Raw genomic sequence first — 15,531 nt, 5'->3', positions numbered from 1 at the left:
ATAACTTGACCAGGTGAGCAATCGATCCTTCGCCGCCGCAGGTCGTTCCGTTCCACTCCTCCGCGCCGGGCTGATCGCCGGCATCGTGCTCGCCGCCGTGGCGTACCCGCTGGCCGCCGTGACAGGCCTGGGTGCCAAGGCCACCGCGCACGCCGTGGAGCACAAGACGAACATCCTGCGCACCGCCCTGCCCGCCGAGACGTCCTACCTCTACGCCCCGGACGGCACGACGATCCTGACGATGTTCTACGAGGAGTACCGGCAGTACACCAAGTTGTCGGACATGTCGCCGAACATCCAGCAGGCCATCGTCGCCGCCGAGGACAACCGCTTCTACCAGCACCGGGGGGTCGACCCCAAGGGCGTCGCCCGCGCCTTCGTGGCCAACGCCCGTTCCAGCGGCGTCTCCCAGGGCGCCTCCACGCTGACCATGCAGTACGTCCGGATGGCGCTGCGGGACAGTTCGCAGACGCCACAGGAGGTGCAGGAGGCAACCCAGCAGACCAGCCTGCGCAAGGTCAAGGAGATGCGGATGGCGCTGGACATCGAGAAGGAGCTGACCAAGGAGCAGATCCTGGAGCGCTACCTCAACTCGGCGTATTTCGGCCACCGGGCGTACGGCATCTACGCGGCGGCGCAGATCTTCTTCTCCAAGACCCCGGCCACCCTCACCCCGGTCGAGGCGGCCACCCTCGCCGGCCTGGTCAAGTCGCCCTCCGAGTACGACCCGCTCAGCTCGGACCAGAAGGAGGCCACCGGCCGGCGCAACTACGTCCTCGACAAGATGGCCCAACTCGGCTACCTGTCCCCGGACGCCGCCGCGGTCGCCAAGAGCGAACCGATCCGCACCCGGCCCACCACCCCGCCCAACGACTGCGCCTCGATACCCAGTAGGTACAACACCTGGGGCTTCGCCTGCGACTACGTGAAGAACTGGTGGAGCGCGCAGCCCGCGTTCGGGGAGAACCGGCTGGAACGGATGGACAAGCTGCGCCGGGGCGGCTACCGGATCGTGCTGAGTCTCGACCCCAAGGTCCAGGCCGCCGCCGAGAAGAACGTCGGCGCGAAGGACGGGGTCGGCAGCCCCTTCGCCAACGGGATCGTGGTCGCCGAACCGGGCACCGGGCGGATCAAGGCGATGGCGGTGAACCGGACGTACTCGCTGGACGTCAGCGAGAACGGACCCAGCTCCAACCCCGAGGCCGACCCCAAGACGAAAGCAAACTATCCGAACACGGTGGCCCCGCTGCTCGGCGGCGGCACCCTCCCCGGCTACCAGGCCGGCTCGACGTTCAAGATGTTCCCGATGCTGGCCGCCCTGGACGCCGGGATGCCACTGTCCACGGCGTTCGACTCGCCGTACCGGTACAAGTCGGCCGTCTACGACGGCTGGGCGCCGTCCAACGCCAGCGGGGCGATGACCGGCCGGCAGACCATGTGGTCCGGATTCGGCAAGTCGGTGAACACCTACTTCGTCCAGTTGGAGGAGAAGATCGGCGCGGACCGGGGGGTGCACCTCGCCGAGCAGTTGGGGCTGCGCTGGCGTACCGACGTCGACAAGGAGCAGGCGTCGCCCGCCAAGGCGAAGAAGTGGGGCGCGTTCACCCTGGGTGTCTCCGACGCCACCCCGCTGGAGATGGCCAACGCGTACGCCGCGATCGCCGCCGACGGCCGGTACTGCGAGGCGATGCCCGTCAACTCGATCACCAACCGGGACGGCACCCCGGCCACCTACAAGACCGCCGGGGGCATCGAACGGGAGGTCGCGAAGCCCCGCTGCCGCCAGGTGGTCAACGCCGACGCGGCCCGCGCCGCCACCGACGCGGCCCGCTGCCCCACCGGCGACACCCCGGCCAAGGGCACCTGCGGCGGCTGGTCGACGGCGGACAGCGTCCGCCGCACGGTGGGCCGCCCGGTGGCCGGCAAGACCGGTACCACGGACAGCACCAGGTCAGCCTGGTTCGTCGGCTACACCCCGGAACTGGCGGCGGCGAGCTTCATCGCCGACCCGGACAACCCGTTCAACGCCGTCGGCGACGGGCAGTCCCAGGTCCCGGTCAACGCGGTCGCCCAGACCCTGCGGGACGGCCTCAAGGGCACCCCGACCCGCCAGTTCACCCCACCGTCGGACGCCATCGTCGGCTGACACCCGGATGCTGGCGTTGGGGGTGAGACCCGGGCCGCCGGGCGGTGGTGGTCAGGCCGGGGCGGCGACGCCCTCGACCGGCGAGGGCAGCGCCGCCGCCGTCACCAACCGGGTCGCGATCTCGGGGTACGCCGCCCAGTGCAGGCCGAGCTGGGAGGCGTGCACGCCCCGCCAGACGAAGCCCTCGGGCGTGCCACCCTCCCAACTCCAGGCGGCCCGCGGCCCCGACCTGGGAGTGAGCACGGCACCGTGCTGCTTGTAGCCGACCACGGTCGCCCCGGTGCCGGCGACCACGCTGTCGGACTGGGCGACCGCCTCCCGGTAGCCCACCACCAGGCCGTCCCGACTGCCGCCGATCGCGTCCAGCACCCCGCACATCGGCAACCCGTCCAGCTCGCGGGCCAGCCACAGCAGGCCGGTGCCCTCGGCGACCACCGGACGCCCGGTGCGGGCCAGCTCGGCCACCGCGATGCAGAGCCGCCGGTTCGCCGAGAGATCCCGCGCGTACGACTCGGGCAACGCGCCGCCGACGACAAGCGCGCGGGTGCCGGCGGGCAGCGCCTCGTCGCGTAGCGGGTCGACGGTGACCACCTGCGCCCCGGCGGCCCGGAGCAGCTCGGCGACCTCCGGGTGGCCGTAGCTGCCACCCGGTCCCCCGGCGAGTGCCACCACCGGCGCGTCCCCGGCCGGAGCCGTGGTGGCCGGAGCCCCGGGGACGGGCGACCACGGTGGGACGGAGAGCGCCGGGGCGGAACGGGCCAGCGCGAGCAGGCGCTCCAGGTCGACCGTGCCGGCAACCGCCTCCCCGAGCCGGCGGACCGCCCGGGTCGCCTCGGCGTCGCGGGCGAGGACCGGCACCACACCGTGCCGGCGCGAGGGGAGCACCGGGGGAAGCTCGTGGCGACGCAGCGCGCCGTAGACCGGCATCCCGACGTCGTCGAGCGCCTCCCGGAGCATGGACTCGTGCCGGCCGGAGGCGACCTGGGTCAGGATCACCCCACCCAACCAGAGCTGCTCGTCGTACGAGCGGAAGCCGTGCACCAGGGCGGCCACCGACTGCCCCATCGCCGCCACGTCCACCACCAGCACGACGGGGCTGCGCAGCGCGGTCGCGACGGCGGCGGTGGACTCCGCGTCGGGCCGGCCGGCGACCGAGTCGTACAGGCCCATGGTGCCCTGGACCAGGGCCAACGCGGCGCCCTCGGCACCGTACGCGAAGAGTGGCCCGAGCCGGTCGGCGCCGACCAGCCGGGGGTCGAGGGTGCGGCCGGGGCGACCGGCGGCCAGGCCGAGGTACGCGGCGTCGACGTGGTCCGGGCCGACCTTGAAACCGGCGACGTCGAGCCCCCGGTCGGCGAGGGCCGCGAGCAGGCCGACGGAGAGCGCGTTGGTGCCGTGACCGGAGGACGGCGCGCTGAACACGAGGCGCGGCACGGCGGTCATCATCGACTCCTCGGTGGCGACGGGTGGTGGCGCGCGGACGGCCGGGAGGAACACCGGCGGCGATCCGCTCGCGTGACCATACCCGCCCAAGCCGACGCTGGAGACCGCCGATCCGAGGCCGTACGGACCGGTCCCGGGCCGTCGCGGAGGGTGGCGTCGGTCATACGGGTAGCCTCGTGCTGTGTACCGGTTCCTGCTGACCCCACGCTGGCTGGGCATCCTCGCGTTGACCCTGGTCGCCGCCGCCGTCATGGTGCTGCTCGGCAACTGGCAGCTGGACCGCTACCGGGAACGCACCGCGGTCAACGAGCGCATCGACGCCGGCACCGCAGGCACCCCCGCGCCGCTGCGGGCCACGCTGCCCGCCCCGACCGGTGGCGCGGGCAGCGTCGGCCCGCCCCCCGCCGAGCAGGCCGAGTGGAGCCGGGTCACCGCCACCGGTCGGTACGACGCCGCGAACGTGGTCCTGGTCCGGGGTCGGACCGTGGAGAGCAAGGTCGGCTTCGAGGTGCTCGCCCCGCTGGTGCTCGACGACGGCACGGCGGTGCTTGTCGACCGGGGTTGGGTGCCGCCAGCGCCCGGTGGTGCGCTGGCCATGCCCCAGGTGCCCGCGCTGCCGACCGGTGCGGTGACAGTCGTCGGCCGGGTGCACCCCACCGAGACCGGCGGCAACGGCGTGGACCGGCGCGACGGCCGGTTGGAGACCCGTCGGGTGACCGTGGACAAGCTGGCCCGGGAACTGCCCTACCCGCTGCACGGGGCCTACCTGCTGCTCGACGAGCAGACCCCGGCGAACGACCCGGCGTTCCGGGCGGTGCCGATCGGTCACACCAACAACTGGCAGAACTTCGGTTACGTCGTCCAGTGGTGGCTGTTCGCCGCGATGACGCTCTTCGGCTACGGCTGGGTGGCCCGTCGGGAGGCCCGCCACGCCGCCGGGCTGGACGCCCCGAAGCTCCCCGTCGACCGGGCCGCCGAGCCCGTCACCCCTGCCTGAGCTGCATTCGGCGTGTGGAACCGGGCTGGTGGACCGCTCCGTCGCCCCCCCGGCCCCCACCCGACGGCCGCCCCGCCCACGTCACGCCACCACCCCCGTCACGCCACCACCCCCGTCACCCCACCACCCACGTCACCCCACCACCCACGTCGCGCCACCGCCCACGTCGCGCCACCACCCACGTCACCCCACCTCGGGCCACCGGCTCAAGGTCGGACCACCGGGCCGACACCCCCGGTCACGACAGCCCATCGGGCCGACACAATCGCTACGTCACGACGGATCACCCGCTGAGACCATCGCAAGGCCACGACGGACCACCGGGCCAGACACCACCGCAAGGCCACGACGGACCACCGACCTATGGGTGTACGTCCTTTCGAGCTGATGACGTTGGCGATTCAGCCCACCACTGGTCGGTGGTGAGTCGCCCACCACTGATCGGTGGTGAGTCGTTTACGTCATCAGCTCGAAAGGACCCGAACAGGTATACCGGCCTGCCCTCCCCTGCCGGGCTCAAGCGCGGGTCGTGGTCGTGGCATCCGCAGCGCCGACCACCGCGACCACTACCACCGCGACCACCGCGACCACCGCGACCACCGCGACCACAGCTAACACGACCGCGACACCGCCACGATTACCTCGACCACCGCCACCGCCACCACCGCCACGACCACGACCACGACGCCATCGTCGGAACGCACGACGACGCGGGAGGCGGTATGGTCCGCAACGTGTTCAACGCGCGTGAGGTGTCGTGATGACCTCCGATCCTGCCCCGTCGTACCCGTCCGATCCGCCCACGCAGGCGAGCCCCGCCTACGACCCGTGGGCACCGTCGCCGGACGTGGCCTCGACAACGGCGACGTTCCACCCGCCATCGACGCAGCCCGCACCCTCCACCGCCCAGTTCCCGACGGCAGGTTCCCCGGCAGCGCCGTTCGAGCCCGCCACCCCGCCGGAGGCCGGGCCGTACCCGGCACCGCCCGCACAGTTCTCCGCGCCGCCAGCACCATTCGCACCGCCATCCGCGCAGTTCTCCGCGCCACCCGCCCCATTCGCACCGCCCGCACAGTTCTCCGCCCCACCGGCGCAGTTCTCCGCGCCACCCGGGACCGGTCCCTATGCCGTGCCGCAGGCCGGGCCCTACCCGCCGCTGTTCGCGCCGACGGGAGCGGTGCCGGGGGCGGCAGTAGGGCACCAGCCGCCGGCGGTGCAGATCGGTGAGATCATGGTCAGCCCGCCGGTGATCCGTACCCCGGCCGGGGTGATGCCCCTGGCCGGTGCCGGCTGGTACGTGACCGACCACTGGCAGCGGGAGGAGAAGATCGCCAGTTGGGCGATCGTCTGCGCCATCCTCGGTTTCTTCTGTCTGACCATCTTCAGCCTGCTCTTCCTGCTGATCAAGGAGACGCGACACCACGGCACCGTGCAGGTGACGGTGACCAGTGGCGCCCATCAGTACGTGGCCCGCATCCCGGTCGTCGACCCGGGCCAGGTGCAGCAGATCAACAATCAGGTCAACTACGCCCGGTCGCTGTCGACGGTCTGACCCCGGGGTCGTCTTCACAAATCCCGGGCCAGCGGCCCTCCGCCCCATCGCCCCTCCGCCCCGTTAGCCCAGCGGCCTGACTACCCTGTGTCGCTCCGTCCGGTGACGGTCAATCGGCGGCTCGCCCGGCGTGCAGTGCCCGGACCGTATCGATGGTGTCGGCCTCGGCGGCCGACTTGTCGTCGCGGTAGCGCAGCACCCGGGCGAACCGGAGGGCCACCCCGCCCGGGTAGCGGGTGCTGGCGAGCACCCCGTCGAAGGCGACCTCGACCACCTGCTCGGGGCGGACCCGCACCACCCAGTCGCCGCGCTCCACGGCCAACCCGAGGAACCGTTCGGTCTGCCAACGCAGCAGCTCGTCGGTGAGGCCTTTGAAGGTCTTGCCGAGCATCACGAACTCACCGGTGCGCGGCTCCCGGGCACCGAGATGAAGATTGGACAGCCAACCCTGCCGTCGGCCGCTGCCCCACTCGACCGCCAGCACCACCAGGTCGAGGGTGTGCCGGGGCTTGACCTTGACCCAGGCGGAGCCACGCCGACCGGCGTCGTAGGGGGCGTCCGGCGACTTGACCACGACCCCCTCCTGACCGGCGTCGAGTGCGGCGGCGAACGCCGCGGCGGCCTGCCCCGGGTCGTCGACCTCGACCCGGCCGACCAGCAACGGCCCGTCGACCAGATCGGCGAGTTGGGCCCACCGCCGCCGGCCGGGCAGATCGATCAGATCGTCGCCGTCGAGGTGCAGCAGGTCGAAGAAGTACGGCGTGAGCGCGGTCGCGTCGGCCAGCGGGGTGACGTCGGTCGCCGCGGTCGCACCGGTGGCGGAGGTGGCCCCGGTCGCGGCGGCGGTGGCGCGTCTGGCCGCCCTGCTGGAGGTCTGCGGGAACGGTAACGGCCTACCGCTGAGGTCCAGCCCGATCGCCTCGCCGTCGAGCACCAGTTCCCGGGCCGGCAACGCGCGCACCGCGGCAACCACCTCGGGCACCCGCGCGGTGATCTCGTCGAGGCTGCGGGTGAAGACCGCGATCTCGTCGCCGGAGCGGTGCACCTGGATGCGAATGCCGTCGAGTTTGACGTCGACCACCGCCGGAACCCCGGTGACATCGAGGGCGGCGTCGACCGAGGGGGCGCTGGAGGCCAGCATCGGCGCGAGCGGGCGGCCCACCTGGAGCCCGAACCCGGCCAGCGCGGCGGCACCGCCGGTGCGGGCGGCCACCGCGACGGCCCGCAGGTCGCCGGCGAGCAACAGGGCCCGACGTACCGTCGCCACCGGTACCTCGGCGGCTCGGGCAATGGCGTCGGCGAGCAGACCGGCCTGTGCGCCCTGGCGCAGCTCGCCTCGGAACAGGTCGACCAGGAACCGCTGCTCATCGGCGGTGGCGACGCCGAAGAGTGCGACGAGCAGTTGCCGGCGTCGGGCCTGGGAGCCCGGACCGTGCACGGCGGCGATCTCGTCGATCGCCGCGTCGACGGCGGTCACGGTCAGGGCCGGCTCGGTGGCCGGGGGCGGCAGGTCACGCAGGCTGGCCCAGCCGACGCCGGTCTGCCGCTGGCGCAGCTCACCGGCGAGGTAGCCGGAGCCGACCGACACCTCGGACGGGTCGAGCGCCCGGAGCGCGCCGGCCAACAGCTCCACCTTGGCGCGTCGGCCGGAGGTGGCCGAGACGGCCGCGGAGGTGGCTGCCAGGTCGAGGAACCGCACGCACCTCATCCTGCCAGCCACCCCCGACATCACCCGGGCATTGCCGTACCCGGGCCGCCCGGCTCAGGCCGAGACGGGTTCCTCGACGCGCAGACCACGGGCGCGGACCCCGTCGGCGACCCGGGACAGCACCCCGTCCAGGGCGACCAGCACGGCCGAGAGCTCGCCGAGCTGTTCCTTGAGCGTGTCCTCGGGCCACGCGGAGACGTCGACGTCCCCCAGAGCGCTCACGGCGGCTTCCAGCCGCGTCATCACGTCGTTCGTACGCATGTTCGAAAGGCTATACCAGTGTGCCGTCCGACACGCCGCAAACTCCGACATCGACCCCGAAGTTACGGTTCCGCGACCTAACCGACCGGTCGCCCCTGCCCTGCCACCTTCGCCAGCAGCAACGCCTCGGCGAGGCAGACCCGGGCGAACTCGCCGAGGTGCAGGCTCTCGTTCGGGCCGTGCGCCCGCGCGTGCGGGTCCTCCACCCCGGTGACCAGGATCGCCGCCTGCGGGAACATCTCCTGGAAGGTGGCGATGAACGGGATCGAGCCGCCGATGCCGATGTCCACCGGCTCGGCGCCGTCCCAGGCGGCCCGGAACGCCGCGCGGGCGGCGTCGAACACCGGCCCCGACGCGTCGATGACGCAGGGATCACCGTCGTGCTCCAGGGTCACCACCACCCGCGCACCCCACGGCGCGTGCCTCTCCAGATGGGTACGGACCGCGTCGTACGCCCGCTTGGGGTCGTCACCCGGCGCCAGCCGTACGCTCACCTTGGCCTTCGCGGCCGGAACCAGCGCGTTCGGTGCCTCGCCGGTGGCCGGGGCGTCGATGCCGAGCACCGCCACCGCCGGTCTGGTCCAGAGCCGGTCGGTGATCCGGCCGGTGCCGATCAGCGACACCCCGTCGACCAGGCCGGCCTCGGCCCGGAACCGGTCCTCCGGGTAGTCGACGGCGGCGCCCGGCCGGCCGGTCAGGCCCTCGACGGCCACGTCCCCGGCGTCGTCGTGCAGCGTGGCCAGGAGCCGGACCAGCGCGGTCAACGCGTCCGGCACGGCACCGCCGAACATGCCGCTGTGCACCGCGTGGTCCAGGGTCCGCACCTCGACGAACAGGTTGACCATGCCGCGCAGCGAGGTGGTCAGAGCCGGTACGCCCACGTCCCAGTTGGCGGAGTCGGCGATCACGATGACGTCCGAGGCGATCTCCTCGCGGTGCTCGACGAGGAGCCGCTCCAGCGAGTCGGAGCCGTACTCCTCCTCGCCCTCGATGAAGAGCACCACACCGACCGGGAGCCGGTCGCCGAAGGCGCGCAGGGCGGCGACGTGCGCCATCACGCCGGCCTTGTCGTCGGCGGCACCGCGCCCGTAGAGGCGACCGTCCCGCTCGACCGGCTCGAACGGCGCGGACTCCCACAGCGACAGGTCGCCGACGGGCTGGACGTCGTGGTGGGCGTACAGCAGCACTGTGGGTGCGCCGGGCGGGGCGGCCCGCGTTCCGATCACCGCGGGCTGACCGCCGGAACGCACGATCCGCACGTCGAGACCGCAGCCGCGCAGCAACTCGGCGACCGCCTCGGCGGACCGCTCGACGTGCGAGTGGTCGAACCCCTCGAACGCGATGCCGGGGATGCGGACGAGGCGTTCCAGGTCGGCACGGACACCGGGCATTTCCCGCTCGACGGCGGCCCGTACCTCGGACTCGGACATGATCGGAGAGGTCATGACCGGCATGGTATGCCGGCCTTACCGGGACGTACCCGGCGAGCCGCGACCGGATGCCGGGCGGCGTACGTAGTAGTGGTCCCGGTCGTGCGGCAGGGTCGGTGCGCCGTCGACCACCAGGTCGACGGCGGCGGCGGTCCGGTCGGCCGCGAAGTGGGCCTCCTCCCCCGCGTGCCAACGCCGCAGCTCCGCCAGGAGATGTGCCCCGTCCCGGTCCAGCGCGCGGCGCAGCCGTAGCCCGGCCGGCGCGGTGACCTGCACCGACAGGGTGAGCTCCGGCCGGATCGTCGCCCGCGCCGCGCTCACCCCCTCCAGTAGCAGCACCGGCACGACAGGCACCGGCACGTCGCGGGGCAGGAACGCCCGCCGCACCCAGCTGTACCGCCGGTAGGACCCCGGTCGACCGGCCCGCAGCGGGGCCAGCACCCGCTCCTCCAGCCGGGCCCAGAAGGTGAACTGGTCGTCCCAGCCGTCGAGCAGGTCGTCGGTGTGCACCACTTGTGGTCGTCCACCGTCGGACAACCCGGCCAGGGCGTCCGCGAGGCGCGCGGTGAAGGCGCTCTTGCCCGCGCCGCTGGGCCCGTCGACGGCCACCAGTCGGGTACGGCCCAACCGCGCCGGGCCGGCGAGCACCCGCCGGGCCAGCATCGCGTACGCCTCGACCAGGGTCACCGTCACTCAGGTGACGCTAGTGGGTGTCCCCCGTGAGCCTGGTTCCGCCGTGGGGAGTGCTGTTCGTCGGGCGGTGCTCCGGGTGCCGGGGCATGATCTGGACGTGCTCAATGACGTGATGAGTCCGGGCGTGGACGCCCTGCTGGAACAGGCCCGAGCCGGGCTGCGGCGGTTGAGTCCTCAGCAGACGGTCGAGGCGGTACGGGCGGGTGCGCTGCTTGTCGACACGCGCACCGAGGGGCAGCGCCGCGAGCAGGGGGAGCTGCCCGGCGCGATCGTCATCGACCGGACGGTGCTGGAGTGGCGGCTCGATCCGGCCAGCGAGTGGCACATCCCCGAGGCGACCGGCTACGACCGGGAGATCGTGGTGGTGTGCCGGCACGGCTACAGCTCCAGCCTGGCGGCGGCCAGCCTCCAGGCGTTGGGCCTGCGCAAGGCCACCGACCTGATCGGCGGCGTGCAGGCGTGGCGGGAGGCCGGGCTGCCCCTGTCCGACCAGCCCGCCGACATCCGCCCCTGACGGTAGGTCGGCCTTCCGGGTCTGACGGTCAGCCGGCGGGCGGGGGCCGCCGGACCGGCGCGGTCAGCCCGCAGGTGGTGCGCCGGGTGGGATGAACGGCAGGTCGGCGGGGGCGCCGGCCTCGATGAGCCGCCACAGCGCGGCGGTGTCCAGGTGCTCCTCGACCAGGTCGCCGAGCAGGTCGAGGGAGCGTTCCCGGGCGGCGGCGAAGCTGGTGTCCGGCGCGACGGTGAAGCCGTGCCGCCCGGCCGACCGGGCCACCTCGGTGAGGAACCGGCGGCGGAACCCGTCGGACTCGAACGCGCCGTGCCAGTGGGTGCCGTGCACCGCGCCGAGCCGGGCGCCTTCGGGGCGACCGTCGGCGTGGTGCAGCAGCGGGGGCAGCTCCGGATCGGCGGTGGAGACGTGCCCGTGGTGGATCTCGTAGCCGCGCACCGGCACGTCGGCGGCGGTGCCGACGGCCGGGCGGACGGTCTTGACCGGGTCGAAGGTGATCTCGACGGGCAACAGGCCCAGGCCGGGGACGCTGCCCCGCCGGCTCTCCACCGGGTCATGGATGGCGGTGGCGAGCATCTGGAAGCCGCCGCAGATGCCGAGCAGCGGCCGACCGGCGGCGGCGTGTGCGGTGACGGCCTCGGCGAGCCCGGTCTCCCGCAACCAGGTCAGGTCGGCGACCGTGGACTTGGAGCCGGGCAGGACGACCAGGTCGGCGGCGGCCAGCTCGGCGGGCTCGACGGTGAGCCGGACCCGCACACCCGGCTCGGTGGCCAGGGCCTCCACGTCGGTGGCGTTGCTGATCCGGGGCAGCCGGACCACTGCGACGTCGAGCCATTCGCTGCCGTACGGGGCGGCGGGGCGGCCGAGCACCCGCCCGTAGGCGAGCGAGTCCTCGGCGTCGAGCCAGAGGTCGAGCTGCCAGGGCAGCACCCCGTAGGTGGGTCGACCGGTCACCCGGTGCAGCATGTCCAGCCCGGGGCGGAGCAGACCGAGGTCGCCCCGGAACTTGTTGATCACGAAGCCGGCGATCAGCGCCTGGTCGGCCGGGTCGAGCAGGGCCACCGTGCCGAACATCGAGGCGAACACGCCACCCCGGTCGATGTCCCCGACCACGATGGCGGGCAGACCGGCGTGCCGGGCCAGCCCCATGTTGACGTAGTCCCCGGCCCGCAGGTTGATCTCGGCGGGGCTGCCGGCCCCCTCGCAGATCACCACGTCGTACGCCGTGCGCAGCTCGGCTAGGGCCGCGTACGCCGTCTCGGCGAGCCTCGGACGCAGGGTACGGAAGTTGCCGGCGGTGACCGTGTCGACGGCCTCGCCGAGCAACACCACCTGACTGGCCAGGTCGCTGCCCGGCTTGAGCAGTACCGGGTTGAACCGCAGGTCGGGGGCGAGCCCGCAGGCGGCGGCCTGCATCGCCTGGGCCCGCCCGATTTCGCCGCCCCGCCCGTCCGGGCCGACCACCACGGCGGAGTTGTTGGACATGTTCTGCGCCTTGAACGGTGCGACGGCGACTCCCCGCCGGTGCAGCCAGCGGCAGATGCCGGCGGTGAGCACGCTCTTGCCCGCGTCGGACGTGGTGCCCGCGACGAGCAGCCCACCGCTCACCGGCGGCCCAGCAGCGCGCGGCCGGTGGCGGCGACCAGCCGGCCACCGGTCAGCGGCCATACCGCGGCCAGAGCGAGGGCGGCCAGGCCGACCTTTCCGGAGAGCCGGGCGGCCCGCTTCAGGTGCCGGGCTTCGGGGCGCGGGCCGTCGCCGAGGAACGGACGCACCTCGGACCGCCCGAAGTAGACGTTCCGGCCGCCGAGCCGGACGCCCAGCGCCCCGGCCATGGCCGCCTCGCACTGCCCGGCGTTGGGGCTGGGATGGTCGTGGCGGTCCCGTCGCCAGACCTGCCAGGCCCGCTCCCGGTCGCCGTGCACGGTGGGCGCGGCGGCGATCGTGAGCAGCCCGGTCAGCCGGGCCGGTACCAGGTTGAGCAGGTCGTCGAGCCGGGCGGCCGGGGTGCCGAACCGGGCGTAACGGGGTGAGCGGTGCCCGACCATGGCGTCCAGGGTGTTCGCCGCCCGGTAGCCGAGCAGGCCGGGCAGACCGGCGAGGGCACCCCAGAGCAACGGGGCGACCACGGCGTCGGAGGTGTTCTCGGCGACCGACTCGACTGTGGCGCGGGCCAACTCGGCCTCGTCGAGCCGGGACGGGTCCCGGCCGCAGAGGTGGCCGAGCCGGTGTCGCGCCGCCGGCAGGTCACCGGCGCGCAGGGCGGAACCCATCACCTTCGCCTCGTGGCGCAGGGTCCGGCCACCGAGTACCGCCCAGGTGCCGGCGGCAACGACCAGGACCCGGGCCACCGGGTGTCGCCGGGTGGCCCGGTCGACGGCCACGCCGAGCAGCACCGGCGCACCCACCGCGATGGCGGTGAAGAACGTTCCCGCCCGGCGATCGGCCCGGTAGACCCGACGTTCCAGGGTGCCGGCGGCCCGCCCGAAGCCGGCCACCGGATGCCAGCGCCGAGGATCGCCGAGCAGGCTGTCCAGCGCGTACCCGGCCACCAGGCCGACCGCGTTCGCCGTCGCTGTGCGCCGCCCCACACGTCACCACCTCCGGCCGGCCAGCCTAGTCCCTGGGCGGGGGCGGCCACGTCGCCGTCGCCACCCCGCCCCGCCCCTACGAGCCCCCGGCCCGCGCCCCTTCCCCGGCGCAGACCGGATCTTGCACCCTCTTCCCCGGCGCAGTTGACGGACACGGCCCGCCGCGCCCGGCAGCTGCGGGCCGGGATCTCAGGCCGGGACCGGCACCCGGCCCCGACCACGCCGAGCCCGACCCGCCGGGCCGGCAGCCACCTCGCCCGGCGTCGGGGCGACCGGGCCACTCGGCTTGCCTTCGTCGCCGGGCTCCCCCTCGTAGCCCGGCTGACCGTGCTCTGCCGGCTGGTCCTGGTCGTCCGGCTGGCCGGGATCTCCCGCCTGTCCCTCGTCGCCGGGTCGCCCGGTCGGTACCCCGGCGCCGGTCCCGCCACCAGCCCCGGCCAGCGGTCCCCGGCCCGTGCCGGTCCCGCCGCCGGCCCGGGACAGCGACCCCAGGTCGGGGTCGGTCCCGTCGTCGGGCAACGGGGACAGGTCGTCGTCGGGCTCGTGGCCGTCGGGCTCGTCGTCGAGCGGGTCGGCTGCCGGGGCGTACCTGCCGCCGGACAGGTCGTGGCCGGCACGCGGGAAACCGAAGCCGGACAGCTCGAAGTCGTCGTCGAGGGGGCGGTCGTCCGGCCTGGCGGGGGCCTGCCCGACCGGCACCGGCTCGGTCGGTTCGCCCTGCACCCGCTGGGCCGCCTCCTCGTCCTCCACCGCGCTGGTGGCCATGCTCGGCCGGTTGCGCAGGAAGCGGGACCGGCCCCGGGACAGGTCGTGCCCGACCGCGACCGCCTCCAACTCGTAGAGGACGCGGTGGTTGCCGGCGTCGTCGGTCCAGTCGCGGGTGTAGAGCCGCCCGGCCACCACCACCGGGTCGCCGACCATCACCGAGGCGGCCACCCCCTCGGCCAGCTTGCGCCAGCAGTTGACCCGGACGCGGAGGCTGTTGCCGTCCACCCACCGACCGCTGTCCCGGTTGAGGCGGCGGGCGGTCGAGGCCACCTTGAAATTGGCGACCAGGGTGTTGCTCTGCGCCGTACGACGCCACTCCGGCGCGGTCAAAACGTTACCGACGATGGTGACGTAGGTATCGAACATCGTCCCCTCCCAGGGGTCCTTGCGGATGCGATGGTGAGTCGACTCGCCACCGAGCCTGGCCCGCATGACGTCCGGCGGCGAGCACTCACCCGCGCCCTGTGGACAACCGGGCCGGCTGTGGACAACAACCTGATCAAGGTCCCGGTGTGCTAGGCCTACCGGCCCTGGAGGAGCTCCACCGGGCCGGGCCAGGATGAATTCACGAGGATCGAGGCCATCACCGCCCCGAGGGAGCGACCGGCATCGGGAGGAGGCGACCACGGCAGCACCGAGAAGACGGCAGCACCCGGAGTGAGCCCGGCCCCGACTGGGTAATGAGTTGATCAACCAAGCGCCACCAGGCACGACGTCCGACGAGAAAGGCAGTGCTGATGATTCGCAGCCCGCTCCGTACGACCGGCTCCGTCCGCACCGAGCGGGAGGTGCGGCGATGAGCGCGGTGGCGAACCCGGCGACCGTGGCCGAGTGTCTGCGGATGGGCGCGGGCTTCTCCCAGGGCGACCGGAACTGGATCGTCGAGCAGTTCGGCACCCTGGACGCCCGGCTGGCCGCCTTTCACGCCGACGCCACCGAGCTTGAGGTGTCGGTCAAGGACCGGGAGGCGCGCGGGCAGAAGGTCACCCTGGAGTGCTGGATCGCCGGCCGGCAGAAGATCGTCACCACGTCGACCGAGGTGGACCTGCGGGCCGCCCTCAACGACGCCCGGGACGACATGCGCCGCAAGCTCAACGACTCCAAGACCCGGCAGGAGCCCCGGCACAACAAGCACATCAGGGAGATGGCCCAGCCCGTCCCCGTACCGCTGCCGGACCTCGACACCGACACCGACACCGACCGGGTCGACGCCGAGACCGCCTGACCGCCCACCGGGCCGGGTCCCCGTCCGCGCGCCACGCCGGACGGGACCCGGCCCGCCCCGAACCCGTCGACGACAGGCGCGGGACGGTGCTCCACCAGGCCCCGCCGGCCCGCCCCGCAAGACCGAGCCGCCGGTCGTGGAGACGTCGACCACCACGGCCGAACCGGGGGCTACCGCCGGGTAGGCCGGCGGGCGTAGCGTCACGG

Annotated in this window: 11 protein-coding genes and 2 pseudogenes; 5 read left to right on the top strand and 8 right to left on the bottom strand. The window is 73.5% G+C overall.

The genetic code is table 11. The annotated features are described in order from the left end of the window. The first annotated feature begins 13 nt into the window (after window positions 1–13). Window positions 14–2,146, top strand: coding sequence for a transglycosylase domain-containing protein (locus tag OHQ87_RS31090; RefSeq protein WP_328343687.1), 2,133 nt, complete (start codon window positions 14–16; stop codon window positions 2,144–2,146). Window positions 2,147–2,197: 51 nt separating this feature from the next. Here OHQ87_RS31090 and OHQ87_RS31085 read toward each other — a convergent pair whose 3' ends face one another. After that, the gene (locus OHQ87_RS31085) at window positions 2,198–3,643 is read right to left on the bottom strand and encodes a cobyrinate a,c-diamide synthase (RefSeq protein WP_442930629.1); all 1,446 of its coding nucleotides are present in this window, start codon (window positions 3,641–3,643) and stop codon (window positions 2,198–2,200) included. A 127-nt stretch (window positions 3,644–3,770) separates the two neighbouring features. On the opposite strand from OHQ87_RS31085, the gene OHQ87_RS31080 reads away from it, so the two are divergent. Continuing rightward, window positions 3,771–4,586: an SURF1 family cytochrome oxidase biogenesis protein gene (locus OHQ87_RS31080; protein ID WP_328343686.1), complete on the top strand. Its 816-nt coding sequence runs from the start codon at window positions 3,771–3,773 to the stop codon at window positions 4,584–4,586. Between the two features lie 760 nt (window positions 4,587–5,346). Then, window positions 5,347–6,138: a hypothetical protein gene (locus tag OHQ87_RS31075; protein ID WP_328343684.1), complete on the top strand. Its 792-nt coding sequence runs from the start codon at window positions 5,347–5,349 to the stop codon at window positions 6,136–6,138. Between the two features lie 109 nt (window positions 6,139–6,247). On the opposite strand, the gene OHQ87_RS31070 is transcribed toward OHQ87_RS31075, so the two are convergent. From OHQ87_RS31070 to OHQ87_RS31055, 4 genes and pseudogenes are all read right to left on the bottom strand, one after another. Next, window positions 6,248–7,846 carry an ATP-dependent DNA ligase gene (locus tag OHQ87_RS31070; RefSeq protein WP_328343682.1) on the bottom strand — a complete coding sequence of 533 codons (1,599 nt, stop codon included), beginning with the start codon at window positions 7,844–7,846 and terminating at the stop codon, window positions 6,248–6,250. Between the two features lie 54 nt (window positions 7,847–7,900). Next, a complete protein-coding gene (locus OHQ87_RS31065; protein ID WP_067308586.1) occupies window positions 7,901–8,107 on the bottom strand; it encodes a hypothetical protein in 207 nt (68 codons plus the stop codon). 77 nt (window positions 8,108–8,184) lie between these two features. Further along, on the bottom strand, window positions 8,185–9,537 hold the full coding sequence (locus OHQ87_RS31060; RefSeq protein ID WP_328349099.1) for a dipeptidase: 1,353 nt from the start codon (window positions 9,535–9,537) through the stop codon (window positions 8,185–8,187). Beyond that, window positions 9,530–10,230: pseudogene (locus OHQ87_RS31055) on the bottom strand (uridine kinase family protein); the annotation flags it as partial. The gene OHQ87_RS31060 and the pseudogene OHQ87_RS31055, both read right to left, overlap by 8 nt. A 112-nt stretch (window positions 10,231–10,342) precedes the next feature. Between OHQ87_RS31055 and OHQ87_RS31050 the strand changes: the two are divergent. After that, window positions 10,343–10,744 (top strand): rhodanese-like domain-containing protein, encoded by a 402-nt coding sequence (locus OHQ87_RS31050; protein ID WP_328349097.1) that lies wholly within the window; start codon window positions 10,343–10,345, stop codon window positions 10,742–10,744. Window positions 10,745–10,807: 63 nt separating this feature from the next. Here OHQ87_RS31050 and OHQ87_RS31045 read toward each other — a convergent pair whose 3' ends face one another. The 3 genes and pseudogenes from OHQ87_RS31045 to ssb all read right to left on the bottom strand — a co-directional run. Next, window positions 10,808–12,349 (bottom strand): cobyric acid synthase, encoded by a 1,542-nt coding sequence (locus tag OHQ87_RS31045; protein ID WP_328343678.1) that lies wholly within the window; start codon window positions 12,347–12,349, stop codon window positions 10,808–10,810. Further along, complete coding sequence (locus tag OHQ87_RS31040; RefSeq protein WP_328343676.1) at window positions 12,346–13,332, bottom strand: cobalamin biosynthesis protein; 987 nt, start codon at window positions 13,330–13,332, stop codon at window positions 12,346–12,348. Before OHQ87_RS31040 ends, OHQ87_RS31045 begins: the two co-directional genes overlap by 4 nt. A gap of 359 nt (window positions 13,333–13,691) precedes the next feature. Continuing rightward, window positions 13,692–14,466, bottom strand: a pseudogene (gene ssb / locus OHQ87_RS31510) (single-stranded DNA-binding protein); the annotation flags it as partial. Window positions 14,467–14,896: 430 nt separating this feature from the next. On the opposite strand from ssb, the gene OHQ87_RS31030 reads away from it, so the two are divergent. Next, entirely contained in the window at window positions 14,897–15,325 is a 429-nt protein-coding gene (locus tag OHQ87_RS31030; protein ID WP_328343674.1) for an HPF/RaiA family ribosome-associated protein, read from the top strand. The last annotated feature ends 206 nt before the right edge of the window (window positions 15,326–15,531 follow it).

This window comes from Micromonospora sp. NBC_00421 (assembly GCF_036017915.1).
Classification (GTDB): domain Bacteria; phylum Actinomycetota; class Actinomycetes; order Mycobacteriales; family Micromonosporaceae; genus Micromonospora.
The sequence above is the reverse complement of the archived record's forward strand: the minus strand, read 5'-3'. Positions and strand labels throughout refer to the sequence as shown.

Excerpts from the sequence above, each read along its gene's own strand:
- OHQ87_RS31075 (WP_328343684.1), top strand. The coding sequence starts at position 5,347 with ATGACCTCCGATCCTGCCCCGTCGTACCCGTCCGATCCGCCCACGCAG.
- OHQ87_RS31070 (WP_328343682.1), bottom strand. The coding sequence starts at position 7,846 with ATGAGGTGCGTGCGGTTCCTCGACCTGGCAGCCACCTCCGCGGCCGTC.
- OHQ87_RS31065 (WP_067308586.1), bottom strand. The coding sequence starts at position 8,107 with ATGCGTACGAACGACGTGATGACGCGGCTGGAAGCCGCCGTGAGCGCT.
- OHQ87_RS31060 (WP_328349099.1), bottom strand. The coding sequence starts at position 9,537 with ATGTCCGAGTCCGAGGTACGGGCCGCCGTCGAGCGGGAAATGCCCGGT.
- OHQ87_RS31050 (WP_328349097.1), top strand. The coding sequence starts at position 10,343 with ATGAGTCCGGGCGTGGACGCCCTGCTGGAACAGGCCCGAGCCGGGCTG.
- OHQ87_RS31030 (WP_328343674.1), top strand. The coding sequence starts at position 14,897 with ATGAGCGCGGTGGCGAACCCGGCGACCGTGGCCGAGTGTCTGCGGATG.